This window comes from Oceanobacillus jordanicus, from assembly GCF_022095695.1.
GTDB classification, from domain to species: Bacteria; Bacillota; Bacilli; order Bacillales; family Amphibacillaceae; genus Oceanobacillus_B; species Oceanobacillus_B jordanicus.
In genome coordinates this window covers 20,917-38,877 of the sequence record NZ_JAIFZM010000007.1, presented here as the reverse complement: position 1 = coordinate 38,877, position 17,961 = coordinate 20,917, and the positions used below count along the sequence as shown (strand labels likewise).

Annotated in this window: 23 protein-coding genes; 12 read left to right on the top strand and 11 right to left on the bottom strand. The window is 39.1% G+C overall.

All coding sequences use genetic code 11. The features are described from left to right. The first annotated feature begins 35 nt into the window (after positions 1-35). The 3 genes from K3T81_RS09670 (at position 36) to K3T81_RS09660 (ending at position 2,296) form a co-directional block, all read left to right on the top strand. Entirely contained in the window at positions 36-641 is a 606-nt protein-coding gene (locus K3T81_RS09670) for a hypothetical protein (protein ID WP_238019662.1), read from the top strand. Between the two features lie 82 nt (positions 642-723). Beyond that, positions 724-1,689 (top strand): TraB/GumN family protein, encoded by a 966-nt coding sequence (locus K3T81_RS09665; RefSeq protein ID WP_238019660.1) that lies wholly within the window; start codon positions 724-726, stop codon positions 1,687-1,689. A gap of 118 nt (positions 1,690-1,807) precedes the next feature. Continuing rightward, positions 1,808-2,296: a small multi-drug export protein gene (locus K3T81_RS09660; RefSeq protein ID WP_238019658.1), complete on the top strand. Its 489-nt coding sequence runs from the start codon at positions 1,808-1,810 to the stop codon at positions 2,294-2,296. Between the two features lie 29 nt (positions 2,297-2,325). On the opposite strand, the gene K3T81_RS09655 is transcribed toward K3T81_RS09660, so the two are convergent. Further along, positions 2,326-2,547, bottom strand: a complete 222-nt coding sequence (locus K3T81_RS09655) for a hypothetical protein (protein ID WP_238019656.1) — start codon at positions 2,545-2,547, stop codon at positions 2,326-2,328. Between the two features lie 569 nt (positions 2,548-3,116). Here K3T81_RS09655 and K3T81_RS09650 point away from each other — a divergent pair. Together K3T81_RS09650 and K3T81_RS09645 are read left to right on the top strand one after the other, a co-directional pair. Further along, positions 3,117-3,605 (top strand): GNAT family N-acetyltransferase, encoded by a 489-nt coding sequence (locus K3T81_RS09650; RefSeq protein WP_238019654.1) that lies wholly within the window; start codon positions 3,117-3,119, stop codon positions 3,603-3,605. A gap of 104 nt (positions 3,606-3,709) precedes the next feature. Continuing rightward, the gene (locus K3T81_RS09645; RefSeq protein WP_238019653.1) at positions 3,710-4,075 is read left to right on the top strand and encodes a hypothetical protein; all 366 of its coding nucleotides are present in this window, start codon (positions 3,710-3,712) and stop codon (positions 4,073-4,075) included. 131 nt (positions 4,076-4,206) lie between these two features. On the opposite strand, the gene K3T81_RS09640 is transcribed toward K3T81_RS09645, so the two are convergent. Then, positions 4,207-5,223, bottom strand: a complete 1,017-nt coding sequence (locus K3T81_RS09640) for a 2,3-butanediol dehydrogenase (RefSeq protein WP_238019652.1) — start codon at positions 5,221-5,223, stop codon at positions 4,207-4,209. 410 nt (positions 5,224-5,633) lie between these two features. Here K3T81_RS09640 and K3T81_RS09635 point away from each other — a divergent pair, with 410 nt between their 5' ends. After that, positions 5,634-6,365, top strand: a complete 732-nt coding sequence (locus tag K3T81_RS09635) for a DUF6904 family protein (RefSeq protein ID WP_238019651.1) — start codon at positions 5,634-5,636, stop codon at positions 6,363-6,365. 60 nt (positions 6,366-6,425) lie between these two features. Here K3T81_RS09635 and K3T81_RS09630 read toward each other — a convergent pair whose 3' ends face one another. Both K3T81_RS09630 and K3T81_RS09625 read right to left on the bottom strand, forming a co-directional pair. Further along, the gene (locus K3T81_RS09630) at positions 6,426-6,644 is read right to left on the bottom strand and encodes a hypothetical protein (protein WP_238019650.1); all 219 of its coding nucleotides are present in this window, start codon (positions 6,642-6,644) and stop codon (positions 6,426-6,428) included. Then, the gene (locus K3T81_RS09625; protein WP_238019649.1) at positions 6,641-7,081 is read right to left on the bottom strand and encodes an RrF2 family transcriptional regulator; all 441 of its coding nucleotides are present in this window, start codon (positions 7,079-7,081) and stop codon (positions 6,641-6,643) included. The genes K3T81_RS09630 and K3T81_RS09625 overlap by 4 nt, the downstream gene beginning before the upstream one ends. Before the next feature lie 135 nt (positions 7,082-7,216). Here K3T81_RS09625 and hmpA point away from each other — a divergent pair, with 135 nt between their 5' ends. After that, on the top strand, positions 7,217-8,440 hold the full coding sequence (gene hmpA, locus K3T81_RS09620; protein WP_238019648.1) for an NO-inducible flavohemoprotein: 1,224 nt from the start codon (positions 7,217-7,219) through the stop codon (positions 8,438-8,440). 35 nt (positions 8,441-8,475) lie between these two features. Here hmpA and K3T81_RS19475 read toward each other — a convergent pair whose 3' ends face one another. Then, positions 8,476-8,607 (bottom strand): hypothetical protein, encoded by a 132-nt coding sequence (locus K3T81_RS19475; protein ID WP_275949830.1) that lies wholly within the window; start codon positions 8,605-8,607, stop codon positions 8,476-8,478. 13 nt (positions 8,608-8,620) lie between these two features. Continuing rightward, entirely contained in the window at positions 8,621-9,649 is a 1,029-nt protein-coding gene (locus K3T81_RS09615) for a TDT family transporter (RefSeq protein ID WP_238019647.1), read from the bottom strand. 182 nt (positions 9,650-9,831) lie between these two features. On the opposite strand from K3T81_RS09615, the gene ytvI reads away from it, so the two are divergent. After that, positions 9,832-10,980 carry a sporulation integral membrane protein YtvI gene (ytvI, locus tag K3T81_RS09610; protein ID WP_238019646.1) on the top strand — a complete coding sequence of 383 codons (1,149 nt, stop codon included), beginning with the start codon at positions 9,832-9,834 and terminating at the stop codon, positions 10,978-10,980. Between the two features lie 204 nt (positions 10,981-11,184). Next, entirely contained in the window at positions 11,185-11,367 is a 183-nt protein-coding gene (locus K3T81_RS09605) for a hypothetical protein (RefSeq protein ID WP_238019644.1), read from the top strand. A 43-nt stretch (positions 11,368-11,410) separates the two neighbouring features. On the opposite strand, the gene K3T81_RS09600 is transcribed toward K3T81_RS09605, so the two are convergent. Further along, positions 11,411-12,967 (bottom strand): zinc ribbon domain-containing protein, encoded by a 1,557-nt coding sequence (locus K3T81_RS09600; protein WP_238019642.1) that lies wholly within the window; start codon positions 12,965-12,967, stop codon positions 11,411-11,413. Positions 12,968-13,279: 312 nt separating this feature from the next. Then, positions 13,280-13,870 (bottom strand): TetR/AcrR family transcriptional regulator, encoded by a 591-nt coding sequence (locus K3T81_RS09595; RefSeq protein ID WP_238019640.1) that lies wholly within the window; start codon positions 13,868-13,870, stop codon positions 13,280-13,282. A gap of 240 nt (positions 13,871-14,110) precedes the next feature. Here K3T81_RS09595 and K3T81_RS19655 point away from each other — a divergent pair, with 240 nt between their 5' ends. From K3T81_RS19655 to K3T81_RS09585, 3 genes are all read left to right on the top strand, one after another. Then, a complete protein-coding gene (locus K3T81_RS19655; RefSeq protein ID WP_220473663.1) occupies positions 14,111-14,182 on the top strand; it encodes a putative holin-like toxin in 72 nt (23 codons plus the stop codon). A gap of 504 nt (positions 14,183-14,686) precedes the next feature. Then, the gene (locus K3T81_RS09590; protein ID WP_238019638.1) at positions 14,687-15,181 is read left to right on the top strand and encodes a DUF2975 domain-containing protein; all 495 of its coding nucleotides are present in this window, start codon (positions 14,687-14,689) and stop codon (positions 15,179-15,181) included. 9 nt (positions 15,182-15,190) lie between these two features. Next, complete coding sequence (locus tag K3T81_RS09585) at positions 15,191-15,406, top strand: helix-turn-helix domain-containing protein (RefSeq protein ID WP_036575782.1); 216 nt, start codon at positions 15,191-15,193, stop codon at positions 15,404-15,406. A gap of 100 nt (positions 15,407-15,506) precedes the next feature. On the opposite strand, the gene K3T81_RS09580 is transcribed toward K3T81_RS09585, so the two are convergent. The 3 genes from K3T81_RS09580 to K3T81_RS09570 are packed head-to-tail and all read right to left on the bottom strand — an operon-like array spanning position 15,507 to position 17,913. After that, positions 15,507-15,815: a hypothetical protein gene (locus tag K3T81_RS09580; protein WP_238019636.1), complete on the bottom strand. Its 309-nt coding sequence runs from the start codon at positions 15,813-15,815 to the stop codon at positions 15,507-15,509. A gap of 47 nt (positions 15,816-15,862) precedes the next feature. Continuing rightward, a complete protein-coding gene (locus K3T81_RS09575) occupies positions 15,863-16,543 on the bottom strand; it encodes a copper homeostasis protein CutC (protein WP_238019634.1) in 681 nt (226 codons plus the stop codon). A gap of 2 nt (positions 16,544-16,545) precedes the next feature. After that, positions 16,546-17,913, bottom strand: a complete 1,368-nt coding sequence (locus tag K3T81_RS09570) for a M17 family metallopeptidase (RefSeq protein ID WP_238019632.1) — start codon at positions 17,911-17,913, stop codon at positions 16,546-16,548. Between the last annotated feature and the right edge of the window lie 48 nt (positions 17,914-17,961).

The following is a 17,961-nucleotide window of genomic DNA, read 5'->3' as shown; positions in this document are numbered from 1 at the left end:
TCATGTTCCAATTTATTCGTCGAAGGAAGCGTCATATGGAAATTCGAAAAGTGAAAAAGGGTGATGGGCATCGGTTAAAAGAGTATCGATTTTGGCATGCCTTTACGCACTCGTTATTCCACATTACCATCACGAACGAGAACAATGAGAAAATCCATTACGCATTGAAATCCAGGTATTTCGCAGAGGATTCTAGTGTGGATTTATATCACAATAGAAAACACATTGCCTATTCTACACTTCCGGCCAGTTTGCCAGTTGAAAATGGCATTATTGAGGTGAAAAGCCAAGGAAGCGGGATTAATAGTATTCAATACCTTACGGATAAACTGGAAATATTTTCAGTGTACCCAGAAAAACGGTCCATTAGAGGATTGCGCATGAGGTTGCATAAACGCTTTCCAACAATCAGTTTTCTGATTGGAGGGCTAGCCATTGTCACGTTGTTATCGATAACCATTCTAACTTTACCCCAAATTATTGAATCTATTTCGCAAGTTCCATGGATTTCTGAAAATATAGGTACGTTTGAGTCTCCAATTTCATTATCTATTTGGATGAATGTAGCGGCAGGTTTTGCAGGTGCTTTAGCTGCCACAGAAAGGGCTCTCATGCTTCGTAGCCATTGGTTAATAGATTAATAGAGAGGTGACTCACAAAGAAGAGGATAGTCCGTCGTTTCGGTTAAGAAAATAATTTTTTTAGAAGGGGACGACTTACAAGATGCCTAAAATTAATTCATTACTATATTTTTTATTACTGATGGTTGTGTTAATTGGATGTACGAATAATGATGAAGCACCCGTAGACAATGAGGAATTAAACGAGGAAACAGAAGAGAGTACTGATGATGCAACATATAATTATGATGGAGATGGAGGATTCTTGTGGAAGGTTGATAATGGTGAAACCACTGCATACATTCTTGGGAGCATCCATTTAGGTCATGAAGATTATTACCCACTTGCCAATAAAATTGAAGAAGCATATGAAAGTTCGGATGTAATTCTCCCAGAAATTAATATGTTTGAAGTTGATATGACGGAAGAAGAACTAAACGAGATGGCATTATTTGATGATGGCACGACATTGGATAAAGTTTTATCAGAGGAGTCTTTTAGAAAACTTTCAAATATATTTGAAGCACAAGGGATGTCTGTGGAGAATTTCAAGCAATACCAGCCATGGTTTGTAGAGAGTTTATTAACAGAATTTATTGCAGAGAAAAGCGATTTATCATCAGAGTACGGGGTTGATTTGTATTTTCTTCAACGTGCTTTAGAAGAAGATAAAAAAATAATGGAATTAGAAACGATTGAAGGGCAGTATGAAATGTTGACAGGCTTTAGTATGGACACACAAGTTGAAACACTTGAAAATTATATCGGGGCCTATGAGGATCAAGCTGATTGGTTAAACCAATTAGGATATAACTGGGTGCATGGTAACAGTAAGAGAGATTCACTTGTTAACCAGTTATCAGATAGCTTTGAAGGTGTTAATGAAGAGTACAAACAAGAGTTAAATGATAGTCGTAACATTAGAATGGCAAATAAACTCGAAGAAATCTTACAAAGTGACAGAGGTCAAACCTATTTTGCTATTATCGGTTCTGTACACGCTCTAATTGATCCGAGTGTTCCAAGCGAACTCGAGCAAAAAGGATACGAAGTTGAACGTATCTATTAATTTTGAGATATGGTCAGTTTGTTTTATTCCATATCATAGGCAGATACATGAAGTCGCCTCATCGTATATCAAAACGCTATTATCCGGAGAAATAGAATAAGAGGAGGGAATATGAGAAATGAATATATATCTAGCATATATTATCGTCTTTTTATTAGGTGCCACACCCTTTTTTGAGGTTGTCGCAGTTATCCCAATTGGAATAGCGACAGGATTACAGGCAATTCCTGTCACCATCATAGCCTTTGCCGGAAATATGACTACGATCCTTATCCTTATTACACTGACAGATCAGACAAAACGTTGGTTAGCAAGACGGAAAGAAAAGAAGGGAAAAAATAAATCGGAGAAAAAGCAAAGACGGGCAGCCTTCGTATGGAAAAAATACGGCCTACCTGGCCTAGCGTTACTTGCGCCCTTTATCACTGGAAGTCATCTCGGTGCAGTACTTGCTATGAGCTTTGGTGGTACCAAGAAGCAAATAACAATTTGGATGACCATAAGCATAGTGGCGTGGGCTATTATTATGGGAGTTGCTTCACACTATGGAATTGATTACTTTTTTGATCGTACAAATAGTGATGGGTTTTTAAACCTGATTGACTAACGATGAGTAGCTTACATCTGTCCCCTTTGTTATTTTCCTTTTTTAGCCTGCTTGAACAATCCCCGTCCGGTCAGATAGATAAATAGCATAGTAAGCAAGATAACTATTGGAATGGTTACTGCATTCGGCTCACCGAATACCCGCTCCAGCACCTCGGCAGAAGAGGGAAAGCCAAGCGATTTTTGTATCATTGGTAATATAAAGATTCCTAATACAAACCCTGCTATGAAGAATAATAGCATTTTTCTCATTTTGAATCCTCCTTATAAACAGTGACATTTCTTTACAATACCGATATCTACTATCTCTCTCATAGGTAGGAAATGGTATAATTTCCGCTTCACTATAACGCATTAGTCTTATTATTTAAAATTTTATTACAAATGCAGTGTAACGTAAAATTATCCTTTTTGTAAAATAACTTCCTTATTTAGTGAAAATTTCCTACCTTCAAGCATTCTGCAACGTACAATTCCTCCCCACCATACAGCACTTCCTACGATAATCTTCCTATTCTTCAGTGTCCGTGAAACACACGCTACATACATGAGAGACCAGAAATAGATCTTAAGGACGAGCGTTGTATTTGTTAGCTTGGAAATGAAATAACATGAGTGGAAGTTCACGATGACACTTGCCCGAGGTAGTACATATTCGGTAGGGAAAAATCATGTAGGTGAAAACGCAGAGACCCACAGTTAAACAAGGCGATCAATTAATTGATTGCCTTTTCTTGTTTAAAAAATGCAGGAAGGACAATGTAAATTTCTGTAGAATTAACTAAGTAAGGGATTTAAATAACCGTAAAAGAGGCTTAACCATGACTATCTCATTTCAGTTCATTTCCAAGGATGAAAAACATATTCTTCAAAATTTATATTCCCTATATTTACATGACCTCTCGGAGTTTACCGAGGGCTTGGATATATCAGAAGATGGCCTTTTCGAATTTGATTCCTTTGATTTAATATGGGAGAGCACAGGGGTGACACCATATCTTTTGAAAAAAGATGAGCGGGTTGTGGGATTTTTATTGCTCTTAGAAAAGCCTTTTTTAAAAAGAGATTATGATTACAGTATCAACGACATTTTTATTTTGAAAAAATATAGAAGGAAAGGTATTGCCCTGGCAATATTAAAAGAATTGTTTAACCAGAAAAAAGGCAAATATTTTGTTGTGGAGCTAACAGAAAATAAACCTGCTGTCCACTTTTGGAAAAAGACTTTTTTAGAACTTAATATTGAGTATGAAGAAGAGGAGAAAATAGTTGATAATGAAGAATGCTTGATTCATTCCTTTGAAATTTAACTTAGCCATGTGAGTAATTATTTACATATATATAAGTAAAATCTTATATAAGGGGAGACGGTTTTATTAAAAGGTTTTTATACTATTTCGGATTCACGGTCGGTATGGGTTTTATTGTGTATGTAGGAATTAAATTTCAAGTTTGGTTAGAAGAAAAAGCCAGTATGAATTTTGATATCATGCCTATCGTACTATATGGCATCATCTTTCCGATCGTTATTGGAGTCCTTCTGAGATTGCCAAAATTGTTCATTGAAATAAAGCAGAACAAACCATGGAGATTTGATTGGATAAGGTTTGTGGCAATAGCAATTCCAACCTTGTTTCTGATCGCAATGGCCATTTTGCCTTATACTGCTGCAGCAGGTATTATGAAAATACCGTTAATCATAATGGAAGGAACTCCCACTATTCAGGTCGTTGCTGGGATTGTTCTAGGATATACTTTATTGGATTGTTTAAAAGAGTAAGTAGTTTACTTTTGTATTAGAAATGAATGAAACCCATAGCTGCTCCATGATGCGAGCAGCTATGGGTTTCACTTTGAGCTTATTTAATATAGTAGAAAAACAGCACTTCCGACCCTCTTAGGAAAAATTTACTATTTCGGGCTTACTAAGATTTTACACTCAGATTTGTCTTCAATTAATTTATTAAAGCCTTCTTCAATGATATCATCTAGTTTGATATTATTTGTAATGACAGGGCCAGCATTGATAGAGCCCTTCGCTAGAAGATCAATCACTTCACCAAAGATACTGTTATATCCTAGGGAAGCTGTGATTTTCTTTTCACTAATAAGCTGTGTTGCAGGGTGGTAAGATACCGGTTTAGAGAAAACACTTACTACCATAAACTCACCATTTGGTTTCGTACTGTCCAATGCGTTATTGAATGTAATCTCAATACCAGCTGCATCGTAAGCAACGTCAACGCCGCCATTTGTCATCTCTTGGATGATCTTCACAGCATCTTCTTTTGATGGATCAATTATCACATCAGCGCCCATTTCCTTTGCAAGCTCGCGGCGTTTTTCATTTACTTCCACGACAAAAATCTTGCTCGCACCAGCAGCTCGTAATGTTTCAGACAACAACAAGCCAATTGGACCTGCGCCAAATACCGCAACCTTGTCCCCTACTCTAAATTCACTGTTACGTACTGCATGCAACACAACAGCTGTTGGTTCTACTAATGCGGCAAGCTCATAGCTAAGACTCTCTGGAAGAACAAATACATTTTCTTCTTTCACTACTATGTATTCAGCAAATCCGCCATCTTCATGGATACCATAGGATTCCATGTTAGGGCACGTATTGTAATTTCCTTTTTTACAAGATGCACATTCTCCACATCCCCAAATTGGTTCCACTGCTACTCGGTCACCTGATTTGAACCTTGTCACACCTTCACCCGTTTCAACTACTTCCCCAGTAAACTCGTGACCCAAGATCATTTTGTCAGCTGTAACAAACGATTTGTGCATGTATTCATGTAAATCTGTACCACAAATACCCGCATATTCCACTTTTACCTTTACTGTGCCTTGTGTTACTTCTGGTGTAGAAACTTCTTCTACCTTCGCATTCTTTGTACCATAATAAACTAATGCTTTCATCGTAACTTCCCCCTTCTCCTGCTATATTACTAGATTAAGTAAGTAATATAGTTAAATTGTACCGCTGAGGATAGTAAATAAACAAGAAAATTGTACTTTTTTGTTATTTTTTGTCGAAACAATTGTTGCAATAAAGGAAAAGGGTAACTTATAAGGTGAAAAGGTAACATATTAAAAGTGTTATAGAAAATTTATGTTACAGTAATGGGAAAGCTGAATTTGTATAAAGTGAAACTTCAATCAGTGGGGGTTTTCATTCTTCCCCCACTGATTGTTAGCTGAACCAATCGGGGTGTTAGCGTCCGTTTTCTCCCACTAAAAACTCACGGTTTCACCTCATGTTTTGAAGTGGGAGTCTTACGGACGGTTGCACCGGGATAAAAACATATAAATGGATGGAGTGTTTTAATATGATTCAAATAGAACCAACCCCCAATTATGCTGGTGTATCCATCACAGGAGACTTTTATGATTTTGATCAATTGTATGAATCCCTTCACACTGTTGTCGGGCAAGAGGGAGAACTCATCCACTACCATAATGCGCGAATGCGTGTCCTGGGGCTTTGCTATAATTTGAGACATACCAACATGGGGCACCGTGAATACGAGTTCAAGGATCATGGGTTAGATAAGGAAACGATGAAATGGCTAGGCGTTGTAGGTTCTGATAAAAATCTCTACTTATCCTTTAAAATGTACTACCCCGAGATGCTGTTTATCGTCCTAGCTTTAAATGACTTTATTGACATTCACGAACGAAAAACAGCGACAAATCGAATTTGGGACAAGCATGTGACAACCGTAAGAGCATTTCAAGCAGCGGTTATGGATTCCTTAAGCAAAACGCTAAAAAATCAGACCTTTAAAATGCTGCAGAACAACATGAGCCATAAATACGGGCCAAGTGTAAGTGGCTACTTCACACAATACTTAGACGAACTTAATGTGAAATTTTTAAATTGGGATAAAGAAAAACGCTTGAAAAACATCTCTGTTATAGGAAAACGACTCGCAGAACAAGGGAAGCCATATGAGGATGCAGTGCGTTCTGTTTTACAAGTGGCAAAAGAAGATAACGTTGATCCTAGTAGTATTGTTTATAAGGATGACTATCCGGACTACGAAGATATAGATTGGTAAGGTTACCATCAATATATAGCAACAGCGGCTCAATGAACGAGCCGCTGTTTTTGTGAGATGCTATCTCAGTATGGAGTTATCGGCCGGGATGGCGTTTATATCGGCCGGGATGGCAGTTCTATCGCCTACGTTTCCAGCTCTATCGACCATAAAAACAGTTCTATCAACTACTATTCCACTTCTATCGCCTTTGAAAGCAGTTCTATCAACTACTTTTCCGTTCCAATCAATCACAAAACCCATTCTATCAACCACAACTATACCCTTCTCGAATTTCACGTACTTAAGCCCATCAATGCCTTTAGCTCTTCTTCATTATGAATCAGGTCTTCCAGTGTATATTCTTCCAGTACTTTGAAAAACGCGCCAAGTGCTTTATTAATGACATGTTTGAGACTACAGCCTGGAGAAATCACACAATGATTTACTCCTTTATCAAAGCATTCCAATAGTGCGAAGTCCTGTTCCAAGTCACGCACTAGCATGCCAACATTGATTTCATGTGCAGGCTTAGCCAGCCTGATCCCCCCACCTCTTCCTCTGGTGGATTCTATAAGTCCTCGTTTCACAAGATCATGCACAACCTTTCGCACATGCTCTTGCGAAATGTTGTAGACATCGGAAATTTCTTTTATTCTAGCACGTTCCTCGCCATGTTTTAATCCAGTGAAAATTAAGACACGCAAGGAATAATCCGTGTATTTTTTTAAATTCATGGCAAGCACACCCTCTTGTTCATCTTTTCACATTATTGTAACATACTTCTGCCTAAACCCCATTGTAAAAGACAATAAAGCGTCTTACAATAAAGATGTATTCAAAATACACCTTTTAACAAGGAGCGAATTTTTATGACAACTCAAACAGAATTATTAGATCAAAAAACAATGGACATTATTAAATCAACGGTTCCTGTATTAGCGGAACATGGAGAAAGTATTACAAAACACTTCTATTCAAGATTGCTTGAAGATCATCCTGAATTAAAAAATGTTTTCAACCAAACGAACCAACGAAAAGGGGATCAACCAAAAGCATTAGCCAATACGGTGTATGCTGCTGCAGCAAACATTGATCGCTTGGAAGAAATCCTGCCACACGTGAAGCAAATCGCACATAAACATAGAAGTTTAAACATTAAGCCAGAACAATACCCTATCGTTGGGAAATATTTATTACTAGCTATCAAAGAAGTCCTAGATGATGCTGCAACAGACGATATCATTGAAGCATGGGGAAAAGCATATGGTGTTATCGCGGATGTTTTCATTTCAGTGGAAAAAGAGATGTATGACCAAACAGAGCAAACGCCTGGTGGTTGGCTAGGATTCCGTGATTTCATCGTAGAGAAAAAAGTTGTGGAAAGCGATGTTATTACATCCTTCTATTTAAAACCAGCAGACGGGCTGGCAATCCAAGCCTATGAGCCTGGCCAGTATATTACCGTAAAAGCACAAATCAAAAATGATCCATACGACCATTTGCGTCAATATAGCTTGTCCACCGCACCAGGTAAAGATTATTATCGGATTAGTGTAAAACGAGAAGATGCACTTGATAACCTGCCAGCAGGTGTTGTCTCAACATTCTTGCACACGCAAGTTCGTGCTGGTGACATTATTCCAATCACTGCTCCATCAGGTGATTTCACATTAAATGAAGAGCAAAAACCGCTTGTTCTGATTAGCGGCGGAGTTGGTTTAACACCATTGATGAGTATGCTAGAAACTACTCTAAAAGAACAGCCAGAGCGCGAGGTCATTTTCATCCATGCAGCACAATCAAGCAAGCATCATGCGATGAGAGAACAAGTAGAGACCTTAGCGAGCACGCATGATAATGTGACACATTACTTCGTATACGACAACCCACAGGATCCGGTATCTTGTGACAAACACGGAAGAATTGATGAGGAATGGTTAAGAAGCATTATCCCTTCAACAGATTCTGCGTTTTACTTCTGTGGACCAAAAGGATTTATGCGTGGCATGTACCTTGCATTGAAAAAAATGCACGTTGCAGATGAAGCAATTCACTTTGAAATCTTCGGTCCGGCAGCAGACATAACAGCCTAACCTCTTAACAAAAAAGTTGACTTCTACCACGGAAGTCAACTTTTTTTCTTTTCATAACAGGCAAAACAGAAAAGTTCCTTTCCTTCCTGCACCCCTTCTAAAAATCCACTGTGACAATACACAACTTTCTCACATTCTACACACGCGCCAACACGTTCTTTCTCCATCTTCAGCCCCCCCTTATACACTGCTTTTTTCCAGTAACTTCTCCCTCTGAAAACGAGTTCCTAGCCACAGCACTATTTCCACTACAAGTAAGCCTAAAACAACTAATGCCCATACCTGTAAGAATACAGACTGCAAACGATATAGCAGACTCCCCTCTGAAAGCGCGCTATGCAACGCCAGGGTAAAGGCATAAAACATGCCAAAGGTGAAATTTCTTGACCATTGGCTAATATGGTAGGTGAAGATTCCTTTTTTCCAGCCATATTTCGTTATCCTGCTGATTGCTCTTCCTATCTCTATGCCCTCTACGAAGATAAAAATGATAAAAACTATTACCCAAAATGCGGTCATGAACGACGAAGACAGGAGCTGAGAAAAAACAAGCGCAAGGCCGGTAATCGATAAGGCTCCATGTAGGATGCAATTTGTGTTTGCCCAGTCATCGGCAAGCGTCCAGGAGTTTTTAAGATAGCGTAGACTAATGAAGACAACTCCAACAACATAGAAGCTAAAACCAAGGCTAATCATAAACACGACTAATGGAAGAGGGACTCTTGAAAAAGCCTGAAACCATAAGATAACCACAGATTGCGTCGCGACTGCCGATAATAACAGCACTCCATGGATTGTGTAGACGTGATACTTTTTGAAAAGCTGTTTGAATTGATAAATACATAGAATAACAAAGCATATCCATATTGCACTATTGATCACAGCAATAAGTTGCGTAATGAAATCAAATTTGGGGAAATACTTCATTACAACGTCACATATAATTGCAATTCCTGCTATCCATGATCCAACCAAAAAGGAATTCACTGGATTATGTATAAAAGGGTAGAAGAATCCTTTACGAAAAATCTGTACGGTTAGCAATGTATAAATAACCATACCAAGCATAAAAAAAGCCACGACAAGTACTATTCGCAAACCTTCCTGCAACCCGAAGGCATCCATAGCAGAAAAGAGAAAGATCCCGATTGCCATCACAATCGTCCCAGCTGCAGGATTTATAATTTTTAATTTATCTATTAATAACATCAATGACACCTAATTTCTTTTACTTGCAGAAATCATTTTATCATAAATACTTCTTGGGTAGCTCGTTATCATATTTGGTTCACCTTAGATGCCATAATTGCTTGTAATACTTTCTTTAGGCTATCTTTGATATGATAATAGAAATACTTTTGCGAAGTTTAAAAGATGTTGGAGGAGTAACCATGACTAAAAACCAAGCTTTCATTATTGCAAGATTTATCGTTGTCCTCTTTTCTGTCCTGGCATTATGTTGGGTAGCTGCTTGGGTATTTAAAATATCCTATCCTTTTTGGATTGCTGCCTTGCTAGTATGGATGTTTTATCCGCTTGTGCGGTTCATTCGATCAAAAATCCATTTGCCCAATGGTCTGGCCGTTTTCGTTGTTTTACTAATCAGCCTAGCTGTACTTGGTGGTGCGATTACAGGGTTGGTCTTCTTAATCATTTGGGGTGTGAAGAGCCTCTCAAAAATATTACCTGAGTTGATCCAAAGTACCACTGGCCAAGCACAAGACTTTTTTAATAATTCCATTCTACCCATTTGGCAAAGACTCGGTGAGTTTATGAATGTCTTTTCTAGTGAGCAACAGTCTGCACTTCAGGAGAGCATCTCTTCAATGGGTACACGACTAGCTTCCTCCATTGCTGAGATCGGGAGTGGGCTAGTTAATGGTCTTACACAACTTTTTGTCATCGTTCCTTCCTTTCTCCTTGCCTTTCTGTTTGTATTTATAGGCTTTTACTTCATCGGAAAAGACTGGGAGAAACTATTAGGGAAGGTCAACACCAAGATGCCTAATAGTGTTTGGGATAAAGCTAAATCCTTTCGCAATATACTGAGGTACCGTGTGTGGGGGCTAATTCGCGCGCAAATTTTGCTTATGTTTATTGCCTCGATAATCGTGTTTATCGGGTTACTCATACTGGGAACTGAACATACCTTGGCCATCGCCATTGTAGTAGGTGCTGCAGAAATTCTCCCATACCTCGGCTCAGGAACCATTTTAGGGCCATGGGCCGTGTATATGTTTTTTACAGGAGATATCGGAATGGGTATCGGACTTGCCATCTTATATGGTGTCACAGCTGGCGTTCGCCAAGCAATCGAGCCAAAAATCTTGTCCTCCAGCATGAACCTTGATGCACTGGCAGTCTTAATCTCCTTATTCGTTGGTTTACAGTTATTTGGAATGGTAGGCGTTTTTCTCGGTCCCATCATCCTTGTCATTTTTATCATATTAAAAGACATCGGAGTGGTCCGAGATCTCATGAATTTTATAAAGTTTGGGTTTAAAGAAGAACCAGCAAGTGTAAAAGAGCGTAGGAAATAGCCTACAGAGTTTGGGGGAGTGGGCGTGCGGTTTAGTTGCTTGCATCGGCATGGTGGTCGATTGAGAGTGTGACTTGGTTGATTGAAAACCCAATCAATCAAGGCGAGGTTCACGCGCTCTCAGCCGATCCCCCAACACCTTGATCCTCCCCAACCCAAAAGTTAAAATATTCCACAAGTGACTTATGAAAAAAGGAGGCCAACCTTGCAAAAACGACTCAATCCCGAGCAAGTTCTTTTCCTAGCAGTATTTGTCGTGATCGTACTCGCAGCATACGAATTTCTACTCCCTGACTTTACATACAAATCCATCATCTTCATCGCCTTGGGCGGGGTATCTGCCTACATTGGCGGGACCCTTTCCACCAAATTAATTAAAAACCAATAAAAAAACGATACTTCCATGCCAAGCAAGGAAGCATCGCTGAATTTTATTCTTTTTCTTTTCCTTTATCAGAGGTATGGAAAACGGGTTCCTCTACCGTAACACGTTCCATGCGGTCTTCTTCCATCGATCCTGCGTAATCTATTCCTCTGACCGCCCATGTTTCTTGCTGTTGGTCATAAGCTAATACATATCGCGTTTCGTCCTCTACTTGTTCTAATTCTGCATCGGTGCCTTTTTCATAAATTGCTTCTTCGTAATAGGTTATTGTATCGACGGTTAATTCCCAGAAGCCTTCATATGATTTTTCTAACGTAAAAGAATCCTGATAAAAATCCATCCCGTGAAAAGCTCCATCATACATTATATCGTTATCCAGATTATATGCTGCCTCCTCTACGATCCGATCCTTTAAATCTGGTATTGCTGTCGTTAAGGCATCTGGATTTGCCGTTGAGTAGACTTCGCCAAATTCCTCATTATAAGTTACCAAGATATCTTGGATCTGTTGCTTAAACTCATCACTATTTCCTAGGTTAAACTCCACGTAACGTTCAGTAAGTGGCTGGTCATTCGTTCTTACCGTTCCCCATGGAAGTTCTGCTTCAAATGAGACATTCATTGATCCATCAATCAGTAGTGGTCCAACTTGATCTTGCTTTGATAAATCCACACCAGTATCTTTGCCATTAACAAATAATTTAATGGAACTTAGTTCATCATAGCCTTTCATCCCTAAATCAAACGTTACCATATCTCCATCTAAATAAAGATCCACATATGCTGGAAAGTTAGGATCACCTACAGCCGTTTCTTCCCTCTCTAAGTTAAAGAATCCGGTGTCAAGTGCTGCTCTAATCGTATGTTCGCCAGGTAAAAAGGGGCCGATTTCTAATTGGGCATTATCCTTATCAGCTGTTGCGACAACTTCATCGCCTACGATAATCTCTGTATCTTTATAATTCGTTGCCACTTCAAAGTAAACAGGATTTACTGTGATCTCGTAATCATCAAACAGGAGGAACTTCTTCCCGTCCTTTTGGAAATCAAGTGCGTATGTTCCAAACTGATCTACTTCGCCATCTGCTTGGTACTCCAAATGATTCAGTACAACCTTAAATTCATTCTGCTTTGCGTTGTATAACGCTATCATCCCTTTTACAGATTCTTCCGTGATCTCTAAGTCATCGTCATCTGTTGTTAATAAGGATGCTAGTTTGCCCGCATCTTCCTCTTCAATTGCAGATTGAAATTCATCCAATACATGCTTTGGCGAAGTCATCGTGTTGCCTACAGCGTAAACCCCAATTAATAAAATGATAAGTGCAGCAGTAGAAAATAGAATGATTTTGGACTTCTTGTTCATTTTCTTCCTATTTTGATTTCCATTAGATCCAGTTGTTGCCTGATCAACTTGAGGATCGTTATGTTGCTCCACCTCTAGCGACGGGGTGACGTTCTGTTCTTGTTCCTCGTTTTGACTAATATATGTATTCCCCGTATTTTCGTTAGGTTGCCCCCCATGCTCTAATGCTTTCCCGCAATGCTTACAAAATCGTGCATCTGGTGCTATTTCCCCACCACAATTTATACAGTATGCCATGTGCTTCCTCCTGCCCTATATTTAATTTACTTCCGCCAGCTCAGCATATAATAACCGATATAGGTTTAGTCCTTTTTACATGCTTTACTGCTGTAAATCATCATAAGTATACAACAAAAAAACAGCCAATTGGGGGCGGATTAGATTTATGGGGGTTCATTTTAAAAAACAGGAGGAAATACCTAAATGAATTTTGTATTGTACGAACTTTCTTTAGTTATAAATGACCAGTTCTATCTTACTGTTTTTCGTATGATGGGGAAAACAAACATAGGACAGTTCTAACTCCCAAGTGGGAAAGAACTGCCTTATTTAAGACTTTGTCGTCCCGTTCAAAATCAAATCGACAAGTAAACTATATTGTCCAGCTAACGTTTTGGGCTTTTGCTTCCATTGTGACATGGTTTGTCCCAATGTTAATAAGCAAAAACGGGCAGCATCCTCTGGCTGAATACTTTCCCTGAGCATTTCTTCTTCTTGCATTTCCTCAAAGATTTTAATAAACGGATCCAAATATGTTTCTTTCCACAAGGAAAAAATACGTTTACGGTTTTCCTCTTTAAATTCAACTAAGATATCATGCACCATCATCATCATGCTTGTAGGATGCTCTGCAGACAGTACTTCTAACATTCCTTCAAGCCGCTCTGCAATTGTACCATCGCCAACAACACGTAACCTTTTTTGAATGTGGGAAACAAACCTTTCTAACATCGCTATGTAAAGGGATTGTTTGTCTGAATAATGGTAATAAAGAGCTGGCTGCGTTATTTCGCACTGTGCTGCAATCTCTCTCGTTGTGACAGCTCGGTAGCCCTTTTCCATGAACAATTGCTGTGCCACACTTAATATTCGGCTCTTCGTCCATTCGGGATCTTTGCGATTTGCCTGTGATTTTTCCATCGTAGATCTTCCTTTATCTATATAATCTCCTCTATTTTAGCATGAAAAGGGCCGTCCATTTCCAATTATGTGTAAGTCTTAACTTACCGATTATTAATAGAGCAATATTTTAAATTTAATTATAAATACATAAGGAACTCACGTTCGTTTATGATATAATCGTAATACAATAGACTAGCTTCACATGAGGGTAAGGCACATTTCCTCCTGGGAATTTTCCCATGAAGGGGGGTGTTGCCTATGGATACGAAGGATGTGTTAACACTGATGATTTCATTCGGTATGTTAATCGCGTTTATCATGTCCGGTTAGAAAAACTCGCATTCCCTCGTCTTTTAGGGAATGTTTATGTTTTTCTTATACTTGGTACTTCAAAATTTTAGCTGCATCGTAAATGCTTCCTAGTTAAAATTTTATACATTCCTAACGTGAAAAAATGAAAAATAATCCCTCATGTGCTTTAGCCAGGCCTTGAGGGATTATTTCCTAAAGTGTGCCACCCCTTACGTCGGGTTGGTCTATTGTACCGTTCCATGTGTCCAGCATGGAACGGTTTTTAATATTTTATATGCTTCTTATTAGATTATACCATGAATTTGTTTCATGTACACTGTAATGTAACCATGAACACCTTTCAATGGTACAATCCTCTCACGACAATTTTTTTATGCTCTTACCTCTCAAATAGAAACACCCTCCTCACCTCTTAATCAAAGCAACACAACAATATAGTATTAAAATTTAATATTTTTTTATTGTAAATCGATAAATAACATGGTAAATTAAATAAGACAAAAAATTAGTGAGGTGTTTCGAATGAAGCAAGGATCAACTACCTTTTTAAAAATAGCTGTTTTCCTAATGGGTATCCCTGTACTAGCTTTAGCTATTCTTTTATTACCTAAAATAGGATTGGAAGCAATGGATCAGGCTGCAAGTGGTGGTACACAGTTGGCTTACATGGTCTTTGGAATTTTATTTATCATGTATGTATCGATTATCCCGTTTTACTTTGCTTTGTATCAGGCTTTTAAGCTTTTAAGTTATATTGACAAGAACAAAGCGTTCTCTGATATATCGGTAATCGCGTTAAAGAAAATAAAACAATGTGCTATTACGATCAGCGGCTTGTATGTTATCGCGCTGCCACTTGTTTATATCATTGCCGAGTGGGATGATGCTCCAGGGCTTATCATCGTTGGCATGGTACCAATTGGCGCTTCCCTAGTGATAGCAGTCTTTGCTGCCGTTCTCCAAAGACTTCTAAAAGAAGCAATAAATATCAAATCTGAAAATGATTTAACGGTCTGAGGTGATAACATGGCGATTATAATTAATGTTGATGTGATGTTGGCAAAAAGAAAAATGAGCGTTACCGAACTGTCCGAAAGGGTTGGAATCACAATGGCTAACCTGTCTATTTTGAAAAATGGCAAGGCCAAAGCAATTCGCCTCACGACGTTAGATGCGATTTGCAAAGCATTGGATTGTCAGCCAGGAGATATTTTAGAGTATCGAGATGACGAGGAAGAATAAGTAGGACGGATCTTTTTACAACAAGTGATTTGGAAAAGCTGCTCATTTGAACATTCAAGTGGAACTGGCATACCCTGTTCCACTTTTTTTATGTTAATTCTTACTGTTCTGTCTTTTTCCATTTAATAAAATTGTAGATTAGCTCTATAGGAAAAATTAAAAGGGCAATGGCTAGAACAATGTATGCTGTTTTAGACAAATCTAAAAAAACAAATAGCCCAAGATATACAATAATAATAAATGGTAGCCCCCATAGGTTCCTTATATACCATCTTCGGTAGGATAACCTATGATAATTTAACACAAATCCCTTATCCACTTTCTCCTTTTTTTTACTTATCATTGCCATTATTACACTAAAAATTAATGTTATCAGAAGTGGCCAAATTAAAATCTCTAAAAAATCCAATCTTTCCCCCTCCTTTCAAACTCAATCTAAATTAACGAAGTGGAATGCTAACATTTCACCTTCTCCACTTCCTCTTTAGAAAATCCCTTCGCAAACGACTGATCTATCCTAACAGCTTTCCCAAAGTGAAACTGCGTACCGCCCGTTGCCTGCTTGATTTTTTCTATATTATTCGCAGAAAGTCCTGCGCCAGCCATAATAGTTGGACCTTGAACCTCCCGCTCTATCTCAACCAATTTAATAAGCTGCTCTAGCCCCGCTTCGCAATTTGCCTTTCCACCAGAAGTCAAAATGCGCTTAACGTTCTTTTTATATTTAGACAACGTTTCATAAGCTTCTTCCTGTGATACCACCTCGTCAAACGCGCGATGAAATGTCATATCAAGGTGAGGAAACAGATGAAAAAGTTTGCTTAACATTGCTTCATTTATAGTGTGATCTTCATTTAACGCCCCGAAAACAACCCGGTTGCCTCCAAGCCGCTCAATGGCTTGGATATCCTCACAGATCACCTTGAACTCGTCTTCCGTATAAAAGAAATGATGGCTATGAGGGCGGATCATAATTTGCACGGGGATTTTCACATCCTCAAGTACTTGCTTAATCGTTCCGTAGCTTGGTGTAAGGCCACCTTCTGAGATAGCGGATACGAGTTCCACCCGGTCTGCTCCCAGCTCCTCTGCCTGAATTGCTTCCTGTTTATTTTGTACGATAACTTCTAGTTGCATGTTCATTCGCCCTCTCTACATACTATTTCTTTCAAGAGGCGCACCCCAAATCCAGTTGCCCCCTTTACATGATACCCATATTGCTTCCATGGACGCACTGTATTTGCCATATCAATGTGCACCCATTTGGTATCTTTTTCAACAAAGTTAGATAAGAAAATCGCGGCGGTAATCGCCCCGCCAAAGTTAGAGGAGCTCATATTGTTTAGATCTGCATAGTCACTTTTCATGTAATCTTGGTAATCCTTTATTAACGGCATCGGCCATACATCATCACCCGTTTGTTCCCCAAGCTCCTTATAAGCCCACAAATCTTCTTCTTTGTTACTGAAGATCCCTGCCGTTTTTAATCCAAGCGCCTGACCAATCGCACCAGTAAGAGTTGCCACATCAATTACCGTCGTAGCACCTATGGACTGGGCATATAGCATACCATCTGCAAGAACAAGACGTCCCTCCGCATCTGTGTTCCCAACTTCGACATGTAGCCCGTTCTTGTATTGAATCACATCTGATGGCAAATAAGCATTCGTCCCTGCCAGATTTTCCACTAACGGAATAACCGCTGTAACATGTACTGGAGAATTCAAATCTGCAAGCAGCTTCATAGCGCCTACCACTGCAGCCGAGCCGCCCATGTCCATTTTCATTTCCCAAATGCCCTTGCCTGTCTTCGTATTAATCCCACCGGAATCAAAGGTAACGCCTTTCCCGACAAGTCCAACATGTGTAGCATCGCTATTCTTCAATCTCAATACAGCCATTTTTGGTGGGTTAACACTGCCCTTTCCGACCATCTTGATCGCTTCAAGGCCATGTCTCGTTAATTCTTCTCCTTCAAAAATTTCAACGGCTACGTTTGTATGTTGAAAAATCTCCGTTATCTTTTCAGCGTAACGTTGAGGTGTAAGCTTATTTGCTGGCTCATTACAAAGATCTCTGGCAATATTTACAGCATCTGCTTGTACCTTCGCTTCCTGAAGTTGGCTTTTGTATAAAGAGAAGTCATAGCGTAGTGTGAATTCCGCCTGTCTTTCTATGCGTTTGTATGTATCAAATGAATAATTGGCAAGGAACCAACCCTCCATAAAAAACTGCACTGCCTTTTGTAGTGGCAATTCACGTAAGGCCTCAAATATCGGGTTCAGTTGAAGGGTAACTGTTCCAAACTTTTGACTTGCTACATATTTCCTCACTTCTCCACCTAATTCACGTAAATCTTCCATCTGAAACACTGGCTTAGCAATATTCATAAAAAGATAGACCATGTTATCCTTTTGCACAAGCCTCATATCTCCGAATTCCGTATTGTTCGCACTTGAAAAATCCCCAGTGTTCCCCGCTACCATTGGCCTTACCACGATCTCCATGACACCCACTCCTTTTAAAAGCCCTTTTATTCTCTAACTGCACTTACT